This window comes from uncultured Dokdonia sp. (assembly GCF_947492535.1).
Lineage (GTDB): Bacteria > Bacteroidota > Bacteroidia > Flavobacteriales > Flavobacteriaceae > Dokdonia.
In genome coordinates this window covers 1-17,094 of record NZ_CANLNH010000013.1, presented here as the reverse complement: position 1 = coordinate 17,094, position 17,094 = coordinate 1, and the positions used below count along the sequence as shown (strand labels likewise).

Annotated in this window: 15 protein-coding genes and 1 tRNA gene; 6 read left to right on the top strand and 10 right to left on the bottom strand. The window is 33.5% G+C overall.

The window, feature by feature from the left end; genetic code table 11:
• Window positions 1-32 precede the first annotated feature (32 nt).
• Window positions 33-914, top strand: a complete 882-nt coding sequence (locus Q1A60_RS16040; RefSeq protein WP_299767215.1) for an AraC family transcriptional regulator — start codon at window positions 33-35, stop codon at window positions 912-914.
• A 4-nt stretch (window positions 915-918) separates the two neighbouring features.
• Here the strand turns inward: Q1A60_RS16040 and Q1A60_RS16035 are convergent, their stop codons facing one another.
• On the bottom strand, window positions 919-1,695 hold the full coding sequence (locus Q1A60_RS16035; RefSeq protein WP_299767216.1) for a S1/P1 nuclease: 777 nt from the start codon (window positions 1,693-1,695) through the stop codon (window positions 919-921).
• Window positions 1,696-1,825: 130 nt separating this feature from the next.
• Here Q1A60_RS16035 and Q1A60_RS16030 point away from each other — a divergent pair, with 130 nt between their 5' ends.
• From Q1A60_RS16030 to Q1A60_RS16010, 5 genes are all read left to right on the top strand, one after another.
• Window positions 1,826-2,758, top strand: a complete 933-nt coding sequence (locus tag Q1A60_RS16030; RefSeq protein WP_299767217.1) for an alpha/beta fold hydrolase — start codon at window positions 1,826-1,828, stop codon at window positions 2,756-2,758.
• Between the two features lie 72 nt (window positions 2,759-2,830).
• The gene (locus tag Q1A60_RS16025; RefSeq protein ID WP_299767218.1) at window positions 2,831-4,726 is read left to right on the top strand and encodes a peptidase M61; all 1,896 of its coding nucleotides are present in this window, start codon (window positions 2,831-2,833) and stop codon (window positions 4,724-4,726) included.
• A gap of 77 nt (window positions 4,727-4,803) precedes the next feature.
• Window positions 4,804-6,960 carry a DUF5916 domain-containing protein gene (locus tag Q1A60_RS16020; protein WP_363322597.1) on the top strand — a complete coding sequence of 719 codons (2,157 nt, stop codon included), beginning with the start codon at window positions 4,804-4,806 and terminating at the stop codon, window positions 6,958-6,960.
• 77 nt (window positions 6,961-7,037) lie between these two features.
• On the top strand, window positions 7,038-8,288 hold the full coding sequence (locus Q1A60_RS16015; protein WP_299767220.1) for a DUF819 family protein: 1,251 nt from the start codon (window positions 7,038-7,040) through the stop codon (window positions 8,286-8,288).
• A 50-nt stretch (window positions 8,289-8,338) separates the two neighbouring features.
• The gene (locus tag Q1A60_RS16010) at window positions 8,339-9,046 is read left to right on the top strand and encodes a DUF4369 domain-containing protein (RefSeq protein WP_299767221.1); all 708 of its coding nucleotides are present in this window, start codon (window positions 8,339-8,341) and stop codon (window positions 9,044-9,046) included.
• A 197-nt stretch (window positions 9,047-9,243) separates the two neighbouring features.
• Here Q1A60_RS16010 and Q1A60_RS16005 read toward each other — a convergent pair whose 3' ends face one another.
• The 9 genes from Q1A60_RS16005 to Q1A60_RS15965 all read right to left on the bottom strand — a co-directional run.
• Window positions 9,244-9,780 (bottom strand): hypothetical protein, encoded by a 537-nt coding sequence (locus Q1A60_RS16005; protein ID WP_299767222.1) that lies wholly within the window; start codon window positions 9,778-9,780, stop codon window positions 9,244-9,246.
• A 479-nt stretch (window positions 9,781-10,259) separates the two neighbouring features.
• Window positions 10,260-10,333: transfer RNA gene (locus Q1A60_RS16000), tRNA-Thr, on the bottom strand.
• A gap of 59 nt (window positions 10,334-10,392) precedes the next feature.
• Window positions 10,393-10,659 (bottom strand): hypothetical protein, encoded by a 267-nt coding sequence (locus Q1A60_RS15995; protein ID WP_299767223.1) that lies wholly within the window; start codon window positions 10,657-10,659, stop codon window positions 10,393-10,395.
• 41 nt (window positions 10,660-10,700) lie between these two features.
• Complete coding sequence (locus Q1A60_RS15990) at window positions 10,701-11,675, bottom strand: type I phosphomannose isomerase catalytic subunit (RefSeq protein ID WP_299767224.1); 975 nt, start codon at window positions 11,673-11,675, stop codon at window positions 10,701-10,703.
• A 132-nt stretch (window positions 11,676-11,807) separates the two neighbouring features.
• Window positions 11,808-12,218 (bottom strand): 6-carboxytetrahydropterin synthase, encoded by a 411-nt coding sequence (locus tag Q1A60_RS15985; protein WP_299767225.1) that lies wholly within the window; start codon window positions 12,216-12,218, stop codon window positions 11,808-11,810.
• Entirely contained in the window at window positions 12,215-12,733 is a 519-nt protein-coding gene (gene idi / locus Q1A60_RS15980) for an isopentenyl-diphosphate Delta-isomerase (RefSeq protein WP_299767226.1), read from the bottom strand. Before idi ends, Q1A60_RS15985 begins: the two co-directional genes overlap by 4 nt.
• Window positions 12,734-12,822: 89 nt before the next feature.
• Window positions 12,823-14,781, bottom strand: coding sequence for an OmpA family protein (locus tag Q1A60_RS15975; RefSeq protein ID WP_299767227.1), 1,959 nt, complete (start codon window positions 14,779-14,781; stop codon window positions 12,823-12,825).
• Between the two features lie 12 nt (window positions 14,782-14,793).
• On the bottom strand, window positions 14,794-15,735 hold the full coding sequence (locus tag Q1A60_RS15970) for a type IX secretion system membrane protein PorP/SprF (RefSeq protein ID WP_299767228.1): 942 nt from the start codon (window positions 15,733-15,735) through the stop codon (window positions 14,794-14,796).
• Window positions 15,736-15,846: 111 nt separating this feature from the next.
• Window positions 15,847-17,094: gliding motility-associated C-terminal domain-containing protein (locus Q1A60_RS15965; RefSeq protein WP_299767229.1), on the bottom strand; the 1,248-nt coding region annotated here is incomplete at its 5' end.

The following is a 17,094-nucleotide window of genomic DNA, read 5'->3' as shown; positions in this document are numbered from 1 at the left end:
CTAATTAATTGTAAAAAATTAAAAACACCATTGTGAAAAGTTTCAGCTTACATGATACATTTCTAATAAAGCAGTTTAAAAAAACTGGACTTCACAAGGATCCTGAGCCTAGAAATTATTTTGAAATTATATTTATAGAAGAAGGGAAAGGAAAACACTTTATAAATGAATTTATAGTTACTTATGAAAATGGAGACATTTTTTTAGTTGCCCCAGAAGATAAACATCATTTTGAAATAGAAGAAGAAACCACGTTTTGTTATTTTCAGTTTACAGAACTCCTCTTTTCGAGTAAAATGAATCTTCCAGACAGATCCTATTGGTTACACCGTATAGAGCGAATCATTCACCATCCTAATCTTTTACCTGGTGATATTATAAAAGAAAAATACGATCGAAAACTGATCTGGCATATTCACGATGTTATTAATCAAGAGTATATCAGTGAGAAGGAGTTCTTCAAGCATAATATATCAAACATGGTAAGTACTACCTTGAGTATTATTGCTAGAAATATTACGAGAGATTTCCAACCTGTAAAAGAGATTCCTAATAAGGATGTGCCTACCACTATAGATCAAATATTATCATATATAAGACAACATGTATATGAAACTGATCTAATGAAAGTGAGTTCTTTAGCTTCTCATTTTAATATGACTAATAGTGCTATAAGCTTATATTTTAAAAAGAAAACAGGAGAGTCTATACATCATTATATACTCATGTATAAATTACATCTTATCAAATATAGATTGAAAAATACAGATTTTACAGTGTCTGAGATTGCATATCAATTAGGTTTTACAGATGAAAGTCATCTCACACGTATTTTTAAGAAATACAATGAAATGACGCCTAAACAATACAAAAACAAAGTATTGCAAGAAAGTAATAATCCGTTAAATATTTAAGATACTACCCAAACAATTCATTGAGTAAACCCGCAAGACGAATCCCTCCTTTTTGTAATTGAGATCGTAAAGGATTAAAGTATTGATACATATATTTATACCCTAGCTTCTCTCCTACTTTCGTATGCTTATAGATATCTTTTACAAGTGTACGACTATCTTCCATCCAATCTCTTGCTGTTCCTTGTTGTAAAAGCCCTACTTGTTTTTTTGACAAACGTGGCATCGTTGTAGCCAATTCTGAATATGACATATTATAATGCTCGATCATTTGAGTATCCCAAACCCTGTGTAAGTTTGTGCCATCTCTAAACCACTGTACTTGAAAATCATTCCCCCCTTTATCTTCTCCAATACCTGTATGTAATGGTTGATGTAGATCACCTATAAAATGTACTAGCATCTTTAAATAAAAAGCCTTCTCTTCTTTAGAACTATTCTCATTTTTAATGACTTCTATACAGGTAGTGATTCCTTGTAGTATATCTCCTCTATCACTTTTAGCATGAGTATCATACGTTTTATCAAAAGGAACATTTACATAATGCCAAGGTCCAAATGGTCTATATTTTTGATCACTTTTTATTTCATCAGCATATGTAGAGACAAGTGCTAAGGATTGACCATCTAACAATTTATTTATTTCTTTTTTTGCTTTTCGCGAAAGGTACTGTTCTGCAATAGCTCCTGTAGTACGGTGCCCTGTTTTTCCCCATTCGTATCCAACCGCTTGTACTAAAGAACTACTTATTAGAAATAGTGAGATAATTATATATTTCATTGAATTATTTTTTTGCAAAAATACAATGAAATTGAAGACATACTGTTATAGTAGTAGTTAAGAATAGTTTCATAAGTAACAATACATAATCATTACCTTTACAAATAGATTAGGTTTTAATATTCATTATATGAAATACGTACATTCAATTCTACTTACCTTCTTAATTTTTCAAATAACACATGCGCAAAACACTCCAATAGAAAGAGATGTTAAAGTAAATCAGTATGTGTATGGCACATTATTACAACCTAAAGAAGGTGCTGACAATTTAATCATTATTATTCCGGGGTCTGGACCGACAGATAGAAATGGAAATCAACAATTAACACGTAATAACTCATTACGTATACTCGCAGAGAAGTTAGCTGCGTCAGGAATTGCTACCTTTAGATATGATAAACGTGTGCTTACTTTATTAAAAAAAGGAGCATTACAAGAGGAAAAATTACGTTTTGATGATTTTGTAGAAGATGCAGTAGCTACGGTGAATTATTTTTCAAGTAGAAACAGGTATACTAATATTTACATTATTGGTCATAGCCAAGGTTCATTAGTAGGAATGATTGCGGCACAACAATCAAAAATTTCCGGATATATCTCTCTTGCTGGGCCTGGACAGACCATAGATCAAACTATTTTAAGCCAAATAGCACTTCAAATGCCTGATCTTAAAGACAAAGCGCAAGAAGCATTTACGCAATTAAAAGAAAATGGAAAAGTAAAAAAATACAGTCCTGCATTATCTTCGATATTCAGACCTGAGACACAACCATTTATGGCTAGCTGGATGAAATATGACCCAAAAGTAGAAATTCAAAAACTACAAATTCCTGTCTTGATTGTAAATGGAACCAATGATATTCAAGTAGATACAAATGAGGCTAAATCATTAGCTAAAGCCAAATCTGATGCTTCATTAATCCTTATAGAAAATATGAATCATGTATTACGTATTATTGAAGGAACTGATGCTTTAGAAAATACAAAGTCCTATAACGAGCCAAGACGCCCTATTTCTGAAGAACTTATCAATGTTATTAAAGATTTTATTACAAAGTAACTTAACACTTTGTAATAACTTATAGGAATAAGCATCTGTTTTCTTACATTTACATTTTTAGAAAATTTATTTATGAAAAAGATTATTTTTTATGCTTTCATTGGGGCATTCTTAATTTCTTGTGGAGCAACACAGGATCTAAACGTATCAAAAAACACTACAGTTCAAGTTGCAATAGATCTAGTTAATATAACAGATGATAAAGTATCTGTGCGTATTCAACCTGGAACTATCACTACTGATAACGTTGTATTCTACATTCCTGAAACAGTACCAGGCACCTATTCTGATGATGATTATGGTACTTATGTAGAAAATTTAGAAGTATTTTCTAAATCAGGTACTCAACTTAATGTTGAAAGAACTTCTCCAAATACTTGGCAAATAACAGGAGCTTTAAAGCTTGGGTATATTCAATATCAAGTAAATGACACTTATGATATTGAAGCAGAACATGAAATTTTTTCTCCTTCAGGAACCAACTTTAAAGAAAACGAGCAGTTTATGCTTAATCTGCATGGTATGGTAGGATATATACAAAACCAAGAAGAGTATACCTATAATATAGATATTAATAGACCTGTCGAAATAGCGCCTACAACTTCATTATCTAAACAAACCGTTTCTACCTACACACAAGCAACTTTTGAAAACGCTCAGCAAATAGATAGCTATTTAGCAAGACGTTACTTTGAGGTCATTGATAATCCTATTATGTATAATAAGCCCAACAAAGAGGTATTTGATATACAAGGCATCACTATAGAAGTAAGTGTATATAGTCCGAATAATGTTGTAAAAGCATCAGATCTTAGACCTAATATTGAAAAGATGATGAAGGCTCAAAAAACATATTTAGGAACTATGAATACAACTGATCGCTATAGTATACTATTATATTTAAGCAGTCTGGAACCAGATGATGCACAAGGTTTTGGAGCATTAGAACATCACAAATCAACTGTTGTAGTATTACCAGAAATGCTTCCAAAAGAAGCCATGGATGGTGCAATTATAGATGTAGTTGCCCATGAATTTTTTCATATTGTAACTCCATTAAACTTACACTCTACAGAAATTCATAAGTTTAAGTATAATAACCCAGAAATGAGTCAACACTTATGGATGTATGAAGGAATTACTGAATATTTTGCTCAGCATTTTCAAGTATACGAAGGATTAGTTACTAATGCAGAATTTTATAATACTATTGTCTCTAAGATTACAAATTCTAAAAGTTATGATGATTCTTTATCATTTACGAAAATGAGTCAAAATATTCTAGATGAACCCTATGCATCTGATTACGGAAATGTCTATGAAAAAGGGGCTCTCATTGGAATGTGTTTAGATATTTTAATGCGAGAAAATAGTAAGGGAGAAAGAAGTTTATTGAGTTTAATGAAAGAACTTACAGATCGCTATGGTCCTAATCGTCCATTTGAAGATGCAGCTATTATTCCTCAAATAACAGAAATGACATATCCAGCTATTGGCGACTTTTTCGAAAAACATGTGATAGGCACCGAGCCTATTAATTATAGTGCCTTTTTTGATAAAGTAGGTTTAGAATATAATACAAACCTTGTTCCTACTGGATATTTAATGGACACTACAACTAATACTCCATATATAGATGCTTCTCAAGCTGATAATACTATTTTTATACGAAAAGGAATTGAGCTTCACTCCTTCTTTAAAGAGATGGAATTAAAAGGAGGTGATATCTTAAAAAGTGTAAATGGTACATCGTATGACTTATCAAACGTATATGCCTTGTTATCTAACTCAAATACATGGAAAGAAGGTGATGACATTACTTTTATCATACAAAGAGATGAGGAAGAAATGACACTTACTGGTAAGGTAACTCAAGCACAAATCAATAAAGCGAGTATTACCGAATTACAATACTTTGTAGAAGGTCCAGAATTAAGACTTCGTCAGAGTTGGTTAAAAGGATCATAAAAAATATTTTTGAATAGCATATTAGGTATATATTTGCCGCCATGCACAGAAAATTACTCTTTCTAACCATCTTGCATGTGACCCTTTTATCCTTTGCTCAGGAAAAAGAGGTTTTGGTTAAATATATCGATTCAGAGATTACGATAGACGGAAGACTAGATGAAAACGTATGGAGTCAAGTAGAACCTGCAAAAAACTTTTGGCAGTACTTCCCTACCGATACTGTTCAAGCTAAAAGTCAAACTGAAATTAGATTCTTATATGACGAACAAAAGCTATATGTAGGCATTAAAGTATACGCTCCAGGTAATGACTATATAGTACCTTCATTAAGAAGAGATTTTAGAGCTGGTGGAAGTGATAATATCACTCTGATGTTTGATACGTTTAATGATGGCGCAAATGCCTTTCTTTTTGGATCAAATCCAGAAGGTGTATTACGAGAAGCACTTGTGTCTGGTGGAGGTACAGATTTAAGAGGTTTTACTACTAGCTGGGATACAAAATGGGTAGGTGAAACCGAAAAATATGACGGTTATTATATATGCGAATGGGCCATCCCCTTTTCTGCATTAAAATTTCGTGAAGGAGAAACCAGATGGCGTTTTAACTCCTATCAATTTGACACCCAAGGAAACGAACGAAATACTTGGATACAAATTCCGCAAAGTCAGTTTATATTCAATTTAGCTTATATGGGAGATATGGTTTTTGAAAAACCATTAGGAAGCCCGCGTAGTCCTATATCTGTGATACCTTATGTAAATGGACTTGTTGGAAAAGACTTTGAAACAGATGATGAAACAACCGATTTTAAAGTAGGCGGCGACGCAAAATTTACGATAGGAAACAGCCTTAATTTAGATGTCACAATCAATCCAGATTTTTCGCAGGTAGAAGTAGATAATGTTATTACAAACTTGAGTCGTTTTGAAGTAAATCTACCAGAACGACGTCAGTTTTTTATTGAAAACAACGACCTCTTTGCAGATTTTGGAGACTCTCGTGCTGCAAATCCTTTTTTCTCTAGACGTATAGGAATTGCAACCGATATAGATGGGAATTCTACGCAAAATGATATTCTTGCAGGTGCTCGGTTGAGTGGTAAGCTCAATAATAATTTTAGAATAGGATTACTCAACATACAAACTGCAAATGATACCGAACAAGAGATTGCAGGAAACAATAATACAGTTGTTGCATTACAACACAAAGTATTTAGTCGTTCTAATATAGGTGTCATTTTTGTAAATCGACAAAATACGAGTGACGAAGCTTTTGTTACTCCAGACGAAGAATACAACAGACTCATAGGGTTAGATTATAACTTAGCTAATAAAGACAATAGCTGGAACGGTAAGTTTTTTATCCACAAATCATTTACACCCAATACAAGTAGCAATGATTTCTCTGGGGGTGCACGATTAGAATACAATCGTAATAATTGGCGTGTACTTACTTCTAATATTTTTGTAGGTGATAATTTTAATTCTGATTTAGGCTTTATACCTCGTAAAGATATTTTTAGGACGTTTAATAGAGTGGAACGTCTTATTTTTCCGAAAAAAGGAAAAATAAACAGACACATTTTCTCCTTAGGAACGTTCTTTGTTTTTCGTCCAGAATTAGATTTCCAAAAAGCAGATCACACGTTTGCCCCTCGTTGGCAAGCAGAATTTAAAAACACAAGTAACCTTAGTATTACGGCACGTTCTAGATATACACTACTTTTTGGCGGATTTGATCCATCGCGATCAGATGGGCTCGAACTTGCAGAAGGTACTGAATATTATTACGAAAGTGTAGAAGCAGAATATAGATCTGATATGCGTAGTATCTTTTCATATAATCTAAATACAACCTACGGAGAGTTTTTTAATGGTGATCTACTCACCCTACGAGGTGGAATCAACTTACGATTACAACCTCATCTAGTCTTTGGGTTAAATGCTCGTTATGATCGTATAGATTTACCTGATCCTTTTTCAGACAATGATATCTGGCTCATCAGCCCTCGTATGGAAGTCACTTTTAATAAATCATTATTCTGGAATACCCTCATTCAGTATAGTTCATTACAAGACAATCTAGGTATCAACTCTAGACTACAGTGGCGTTTTGCGCCACTTTCAGACCTTTTCTTAGTGTATAATGACAACTATTTTACAGACAACGTTTTTGCCCCACGCGTACGCTCTATTAATCTTAAAGTGACATATTGGTTATATTTATAAGTATATTGTGGTGCTGAGTACGCTTTCGCGAAAGCGTATAAAGAATCATTAAAAATCATCAATATTACTCGTACTTTATGGAGGAACACGCTTTTTTTACAAACGATGCGATTGTTTTTGGACTTCTCGCACTGGCATTAGCAGGAATATTTTATACATCTAGTCAAAAATCAGGCTTTTGGAGCAAATTCTATAAAATAATTCCAGCGCTATTATTATGTTATTTAATCCCCGCTATATTCAATTCTGTAGGGCTTATAAGTGATAAAACATCAAATTTATATTATGTAGCCTCTAGGTATTTATTACCCGCATCACTTGTATTAATGACATTGAGTATTAACCTAAAAGCAATCGCTAATTTAGGCGTAAAAGCGCTCGTGATGTTCTTTACAGGAACAATAGGTATCATTATAGGAGGGCCAATAGCCATATTATTAATTTCTCTCGTATCTCCAGAAACCGTTGGTGGTGCCGATTTTGATGCTGTTTGGCGTGGATTATCTACACTTGCAGGAAGTTGGATAGGAGGCGGTGCAAATCAGGCTGCTATGCTAGAAATATATCAATACAATCCAGATAAATATGGAGGAATGGTACTTGTAGATATTGTTGTTGCAAATCTATGGATGGCGATTTTATTATTTGGAATTGGGAAATCCAATCGTATTGATAAATGGCTTAAAGCAGACAATACTGCGATTACTGAACTTAAAGAAAAAGTATCCACATTTGCAGAGAGTGTCAAACGTAATCCTAGTTTAGCTGATCTCATGATTATGATGGGACTTGCCTTTGGAGCTGTTGGTATTGCACATTGGGGTGCCGATGGTATGGCTGGTTTATTTGAAAATATACCTAAAGATTCGGCATTAGCTTCTTTTGGATCTAAATTCTTCTGGATGGTCACCATCGCTACCGCTATAGGAATCTTATTATCATTTACAAAAGCTAAAAACTATGAAGGTGCAGGCGCTAGTAAACTAGGAAGTGTTTTTATCTATATACTTGTTGCTACGATAGGAATGAAAATGGATTTAGGATCTATTTTTGAAAACCCAGGGCTTATTGCTATAGGACTTGTTTGGATGGCTATTCATGCTGGACTACTTATCCTTGTAGCAAAACTTATCAAAGCACCATTCTTCTTTCTTGCTGTAGGAAGTCAAGCCAATGTAGGAGGTGCTGCATCAGCGCCTGTAGTTGCTGCTGAGTTTCATCCGTCACTAGCGAGTGTAGGGGTATTACTGGCTGTTTTTGGATATGTAGTAGGAACCTATGGAGCAATTTTGTGTACAATTTTAATGGAAATGGCAGCCACAAGCTAGTATTTCAATAAAAATAATAGCATCTTTGTGCTTTAATTGAAACCATATTAATGAGAAGATTTTTTGCCCTTTTGCTATTAACTTGTATAACAATCGCTTGTTCTGAATCAAAAAACTTTACAGTTTCAGGAAGTGTAAAAGGCCTTAAAAAGGGTACCCTATATCTACAACGCATCCAAGATACGGTATTGACAAACTTAGATTCTCTAGAAGTAGATGGTGATCCTGAGTTTGAATTCTCTCTTAATTTAGAGGAAACAGAAGTACTGTACTTACACTTAGATAAAGTAGACGCTTCTGGATATGATGACCGAATTATGTTTTTTGCTGAGCCTGGTGAAATGAATATTACTACATCTCTGAAGAATTTTGAGGGTTTTGCCGCTGTTATTGGGGCAGAAAACCAAATGAGATGGACAGAATTCCAGAAAATGAATCAGAAATTTAACAATAAGAACTTAGATCTTATTAAAGGGTCTTATGAAGCTCAAATTTCTGGAGTACAAGATGATATTTTAAAATACGACGACTCATTACAAAGTTTACTAAAATCTAAATATAGATATACAGGACAATTTGCATCTACAAATGCAGATTTAGAAATGGCTCCTTTTCTTATACTAAGTCAAATACCAGACGCAAACATCACATATCTAGATACACTATATAACCGTTTTCCAAATAAGATAAAACGTTCTAAATATGGAAAACAGCTTAAAAAATTAATAGAAGAACGTAAATCTACAGAACAAGAATAAATATATTATACGAAAACTTAATCATAGCCAGACCATTTAGAGATCAAAATGTAGGTTGTAACTATGTTTCTATAAATGTAGATGACTTTACACAGTATCTAAATTAAGCATATACATAAATTCCCCATCTACGTATGTTAAGATGGGGAATTACCTAGTTGGTTAGGTTGGTTATTTACGTTAATATATTGTGATAATTATAATTTCACAAGTCCATTTAAAATATTCTCACAGTCTTCTATATAAGATTTTAAAAGACCTTGTGATGTATAAGTTATAAATTGTACAGTACCCTCTGGACTCGAGTAGTAATACCCATAATAGGTAAATTTGATCCCTTGTAGAGTTCCATTAAGTTGTAAAAATAATACTTTCTGTCCATTTACAGTTCTATATTCTTCTTGTACAACTTCTAAATCTGGTGCTACTTCCCTCCCATTTTCTAAAGCAATCTCTTTTAAATTTTCTGTAGGAATCTCTAATGTTTCTGAGATAATCATCCCATATAAATCTTCTCCTTTCAATTGAAGTTCATATTCTGCATCTGGGTTATCTTTTGCTTTTTGATAACTCCACTCTGTAGGATCCAACCAGACACCTACATCTGTAGTTTTACTTTTAAGTAAAAATATAGCATCTTCATCTTTTACAAATGGATCTGGGTTAACGGGAGTTTCTTGTGCATTTACTAGTAAACTTCCTAAGAAAATTAAAGCATAAAATATATTCTTCATAAATAGTTAGCTAAATATTAAGAATTGCTAATTAATGAAAAAAAAATAACTTTTTAGGAGATTTAAAATAATCTTAATCTAAGAAAACACACTATACAAAGTATACTCAGGAAGCTGCATACATTAGTAAAAACTGATGATGTATCTCTAGAATACGATCGTATTCTAAAAGCTGTTATACAAGGTATCCATAGAAAATAATATATATTATAAAAGCCGGTGATAACCGCAAGAACGATCGTATTCTAAAAAGTGTGCTGAAAGCTACACTTTTTAGAATACGATCACCCACCTTAAGGTCGTGAGGGACTTTATATAAAACAAAAAAGCCTCTCATTTCTGAGAAGCTTTACAAAGAGCCGATGGAGGGACTCCCTTCGACTACGCTCAGGATAAACTTCTCGTCCCTCTCATTTTATTTGAAATAATGAAACATTTTGAAAACAAAAAAGCCTCTCAGAATTGAGAAGCTTTTGAAGAGCCGATGGAGGGACTCGAACCCACGACCTGCTGATTACAAATCAGCTGCTCTAGCCAGCTGAGCTACATCGGCATTGCGGCTGCAAATATAAAATAGAATCTCATATTTGCAACAACTTTTTTAAAAAATTTTTACAATTTATTGATACGATCTACAAGACCCGTTGCTTTTTCCTCAAGTTCAGCACGAACCGCTCTTAAATGTTTTTTTCTATCCTCTACTTTTCTGTCATTCACTTTTTCGATAAGTGCGTCAAATGTTCCAATCGCATCATCAATTACTGCTTCCCCTTTTGATGCATCACCTTCTGGATTAAGTGCTTCCCAAACGTATACAGCGTCTATGATATCTCCTAATACAAAATTGATGTCTTTCTTTAAATCTCTAATATTTGCCATAATCTATTATTTGGTGCAAAATTAAGATAATTTAAAGCGTTTTACAGATAAACTTCAAGAAATTTAGCATCTGTACCTTCTACTGTAACAGATGTGCAATCTGCTGGGATGAGAAGTGTTTCTCCTAACTTTAGTTGATACGTTTCTTCTTGATGTGTACATACCATTTTTCCAGCTACCATCATAAGTACCGTAAAACTATCTGTACGGTCTATAGAATATGAAGATGCACCTAGTAACGTAATGTCTGTTTTAAAAAATGGACAATGTTTTAAAACTTGTGCCCCAATAGTTGTCGGGTTATGTTTTAAAATATATCCTTCAGGATTTGTATAGTTTAATGCTTTACGTGCATGATCTATATGTAAATCACGTAAAGTTCCGTCAGATTGTTTACGATTATAATCAAATACACGATACGTGATATCTGATGTTTGCTGGATTTCTGCTAGCACAATCCCCTTCCCTATGGCATGTATCAACCCTGCACTTATAAAAAAAGAATCTCCGGCTTTTACATCTAGATATTGAAGGTTGTCATTTACAGTTCCATTAGCAACAGACTCATCAAATTTTTCTTGAGTCATCACTCCATCAAAACCAACTATAAGCTGTGCACCTGGATCTGCTTTAAGGATATACCACATTTCTGTTTTTCCTTTGCCATTATGCAGTTTTTCAGCAAGTGCATCGTCTGGATGTAACTGGACAGATAAATCATCTGCAGCATCTATATATTTAATAAGTAATGGGAAGTTTTCTCCAAATCTTTCTACTACAGAAGTTCCTAAGACCGCTTTCGCGAAAGCGGACATCACTTCACCTAATGTTTTTCCTTTTAATTCTCCATTAGTAACGATACTTTGTCCGTTAGGTAAATCTGCAATTTCCCAACTTTCGCCGAAAGGCAAATCTTCATCTGTTTTAGACAAAAATGTCTTGAGTTGTTGACCTCCCCATATTTTTTCTTTGAGAATAGGCTTACATTGAATAGGATACCAATTAGTTACGTTCATCAGATCGTTGTTTATGATTTGGAGTACTTTTGAATAAAAATAAACAACTATTAGTTGTTTTCCAATTCTAGCGTGTAAGTTAACATCCTGATTATCTTTATTTTTAGATTAAAAAAGATACTGATTCTTTGCTTACTCACCTTTATATATTACAAAGTTACGAGGTGTTTCGTATAATGTAATAGTAAGATCAAATTTAGGATCTAGCATTGGCTTCATTTTATTATAAATCACAACAGCGATGTTTTCGGCAGTAGGATTTAAGTCTTTAAATTCTGGAACTTCTAGGTTTAAGTTCTTATGGTCGAAAGCATTTTCTACTTCAGATTTAATGAGATCTTTAACAATTTTTAAATCTATTAAATAACCAGTTTCTCGATCAATCTCTCCTGTAATACCTACGATGAGGTCATAATTATGACCATGATAATGAGGGTTACTACATTTTCCAAAAATAGCTTCATTGGTTTCGTCATCCCATTCTTTTCGATACAGTCTATGGGCTGCATTAAAATGTGCGCGTCTATTTACTGTAATTTTCATGATTCCAAGTGGGAATAAAATCGTTCAAAAATAATTTTAAACCATGCTGTGTATTCTTCAGGATGTTCTTGAATATCATCCTTTACCTGTTCTAATGGCATCCATTTCCAAGAAGCAACTTCATCTTCGTTAATTTCTGGTTCTCCATTATAAGATCCAATTAAAATATGATCAAGTTCATGTTCTGTAAGACCATTATCAAAAGGAGCTTTATAAATAAAAGAGGTTGTTTCTTTAAGCGGCACTACAAATCCCATCTCTTCTTGCAATCTTCGGGTTCCTGCTGCTATATTATCTTCTCCATCTCTTTGGTGACTACAACACGTGTTGGTCCACAGTCCGGGAGAATGATATTTATGTAGGGCTCTTTGTTGAAGCATCAATTCGTTTTTATCATTAAATATAAAAACGGAAAAAGCGCGATGAAGTATTGCTTTTTCGTGGGCTTCCATTTTTGGCATTAAGCCTATTTGATTATCCTGCTCATCTACTAGGATTACGAGTTCTTCTTTCATATTCCATGTAAAAGTACAAAATAGGTGTTTTATTATACAAAAAAAGCGCCCTTAATAAGAGCGCTTTTAAAAATAGACGTAAATAAGCTTTATCTATCCCCCAATATAATAAATTCACTACGCCTATTATCTTGATGTGCAGCTTCACTGCACGCAACATTATTTGTACATTCATTTACAGGACTTGATTCCCCGTATCCTCTTCCTGTTAAACGTGATCTACTGATTCCTTTATCTATGAGCCATTGTATCGTTGCATCATTTCTGTTTTGTGATAGCCTTTGATTGTAGGAATCATTACCTCTACTATCTGTATGTGATCTCACATCGATACGCATTGTTGGATTTTCTTCTAGTACAACGAGGACTTTTGCTAATTCTTCGGCTGCATCTGGTCGTATATTAAATCTATCAAAATCGAAATAAATAGGATTCAAATTTAAAATATCAGATAGATTTTTCCCTGGTTCTAGTGGTTTGTCTTTCTTTTCTAATTGTAATAAAGCCTCGAGTTCTGCTGAGGTAGTAGGAATTGTAATTATTTTTTCTTCAGGAATATATCCTTCTTTTTCTGCTCTTACAAGCATTTCTTTATCGCAACTAGGATCAAAAGAAAATGTAGCGCTAGCATCTGTCACAGAGGTTCCGAATACATTCTTATTTGTATCGTATAACGTTACTGTAGCATTGCTTAACTTTTCTCCTGTGTCTTTATCTGTTACAAGGCCATTTAGTGTGATAATACATGGTGGTGGCGGAGTTTTAATACGTTCCAGCATATAGATATCATCATTCCCTGCTTCATTATTTCTATTTGATGATAAAAATCCAACATTTGAGGCTGTATTAATTATAAAAGAAAAATCATCACTAGCTGTATTTACAGGTTCGCCAAGATTTATAATATCTGAGACTTCTCCATTGTTTCCAATGGTAGTTTTAAAGATATCTAACCCACCTAAACCAATGTGCCCCGTTGAAGCAAAATACAGATGATTTTCATTACTAATAAAAGGATAAGATTCTCTTCCTTCTGTATTAATTTCATTTCCTAAATTTACTGGAGCACTAAACGTACCACTATCTTCTATAGTAACATACCAAAGATCTGCATCCCCAAATGTACCTGGCATATCGGAAGAAAAATATAGTCTTTTTTCATCTGGACTCAATGCAGGATGTGCGATGGTATAATCATCACTAGAAAAAGGAAGTTCTTCTACATTAATCCATCTACCTTTATCATCTTTAGTCGCTTTATAAATTTTTAATTTATTAGTCCCATCAATATCATCTCTATACACCCCATTGTTATAGTTATTTCTGGTAAAATAGACCGTATTTCCATCTTTTGTAAATGTAGGTGTGCTTTCATGAAAAGGACTATTAATACTTTTATTAAATTTCTTTGTATTTCTAGAAGTTACTTCTTCGTTAGAAACTAATTCTAAAGACACTTCATAAAGGTCTAAGAAAGGTTGTCCATTCCATGCATGTATTCTTTTAACAAAAGCTCCAGTATCTTTTGCAGAAGAAAAGATAAGCTTGTCATTATAAAAAGCGGGACCAAAATCAGAATATCCAGAATTTATAGAGGTCTCTGTTACTTTATAAGTATCCTTGTATTTATCTATCGTTCTTAAATAATCTGGATTATCATTAAAAAGTTGCGCTCTTTTATCGTTTTTATTTAATTCTTTAAAACGAGTCATAATCTCATCAGAACGTCTATAATCTTTAGTTCCTTTAAGTGAAATAGCATATCTAAAGTAAGTTTCTGGTTCTATATTTTCAGAATACTTATCTATGAGTTTTCCATACCAGACTTGTGCTTTCTCGTAGGATGCATTTAAATAGTAACTATCTCCTAATCGTTTATATAAATCGGCAGATTCATAACCTTTATCTGCTACTTTTTGATATACGTTTTGAGCATTTACATAATTATAATTATCAAAGCCTTTATTTCCTTTAGAAATTTTACTTTCTTGAGCTGTTGTAATGACAGGGGTAGATAAAATAAATAAGAGAATAAAGTATTTTTTCATGGTTCTAATGTATTAGAAGAATCTAGGTGTTAGTAACCTATCATACTCGTTAAATAATTCAAAACGTAAGAATATTTCAAAACTTCCATCATTGAATGTTGTGTTCCCTAAATCTGTTGTCTCACGATCATATGCAAGACCTATAAGCATACTATCTGATACTTGGAAACCTGCAAGACCACTAAAGGCTGCATCCCATCTGTAAGCTGCTCCTAAATGAAGCTTCTCTAAAAATAAAAAGTTGGCGGTAAGATCTACCTGTAATGGAGCGCCTGCTACTGCTTTTATTAATGTGCTCGGCTTAAATTTTACTTGATCTGAAACATCAAAAGTGTATCCCAAAATACCATAGTAATTAATACGCTCTTCAGCTACAAAACTTGTTCCATTTGAGTTGTTACTCTCATTAAAGTGATCTGTCTGTATTAAGTTAGGAGCACTCAAACCAGCATAAAAACGATCTGTATGGTAGTATACTCCTGCTCCAATAACAGGGGATATCTTATTATCTATATTCTGAGCAAAACGTGGATCTGTAGGATCAAAAAGGTTTAGTCTCGTAAAATCTACATCTAAAATATGTCCTCCTCCTTTCAAACCAAAACTTAACTTCCCTTTATCTGAAGTATCGATTGTATAACTAAAATCTACGCCAATGTAGGTTTCTTGTGAAGGTCCTAATGCGTCATTTACAATAGATAATCCTAATCCCACTTTACTTTCTGAAATAGGAGAATGAATACTTAAACTCTGTGTACGAGGAGCGCCATCTAAACCAACCCACTGGCTACGATGTAAACCTACAATACTTGTAACTCCTCTATTACCAGCATAGGCCGGATTAATAGCCACAGTATTATAAATATACTGTGAATATTGAGGATCCTGTTGTGCCGAACTATTGAAAGTAATAAACACAAAATAGATAAGACACCCTATTGTTAAATGCTTCATTTTTTTACAACTTTTACAAATACTTACTACTATAGTATTTATATGATTATTTATTTTTTTAAAGTTGAGTACGCTTTCGCGAAAGCGTACCCATATTTACTTTTTTATATATTATCTATTAAGGTATAGATACCCAGCTTGCTGTCTAGTCTCACCGTCATCATTTACATATCTAAGTATGTAATAGTATGTTCCTACTGGAAGCTCTTTCCCTCTATTTAAGGTAGCTCTTGCCTGTGAAGTACCGTCAAACGCATCAGCATCATTTAAATATCCTTCTCTGAAGTATACTTCTACACCCCATCTGTTGAAGATCTGAACTGTATTATCAGGGAATCTGTCAATACCACGTATGATAAACACATCATTAGAATTATCGCCGTCTGGTGTTACTCCATTAAATACTTCGATATCTTCTTCATTAAGTACTCCCGTAATAATAATTACTGTCGGATCATCTGTAGGATCTCCATTTACATTTTCGATATTTCCATCATCTGGAGTTTCTATAGTTTCAGGATCTTCTATTGGGTTTCCATTTACATCAGATCCTGTATCACTGATATCTTCTACTTCCGTGTTATTAATATCGAATCCTCTTACTGTAGCTTGATTAATTACAATCAACTCTTCTATATCTTGTTCTGTTAAGATATATGTGGCAGTGAATGTAGTATCATCCATTTCTCCAGGAAGAAGATCAATAGGTCCTCCTTCTACAGTTACTAATGGATCATCTATCGTAATATTAAATAAAGAAACATTTCCTGTATTTGTCACTTTAAACGTATACTGAATAAGCTCTCCTGCTTCTGTAAATTCATCACCATTTAAGTCTATAATCATTCCAGACTTAATTAAGCTTATACTACGATCTTGACATAATGCAGTAACTGTTGGATCATTTTCCATGATACTATTATCATCAGACAAGTCACTATATACAGTTCCATCTGGTGCGGTTCCTTCTACAATTGCTTGATTCTCAAATTCACCAGCATCGATATCACCTTGATTGATTGTATAACTTCCAGTGTATGTCCATGTCTCATCTATATCTAATGCGCCATCTGCGTCTGTATCACCATCTACAAATAAGATATCTGCTATAAATGGATCTGTAAGTGTAATATTTGACAATGTAACATTTGTCCAATTTGTAACTGTAAATGTATATGTGATTGTTTCATCTATATTACTACAGCCATCTCCATTCTCATCATTAAATACACCTACTTTAATAATAGCTATACTATCTGTAGGGCTATTTTCCTGACAGATTTCTGTTACTGTTGGATCATCTTCTAATATACTATCGTCATCTGATAGATCACTTACCATGGTACCGTCTGCTGCTAC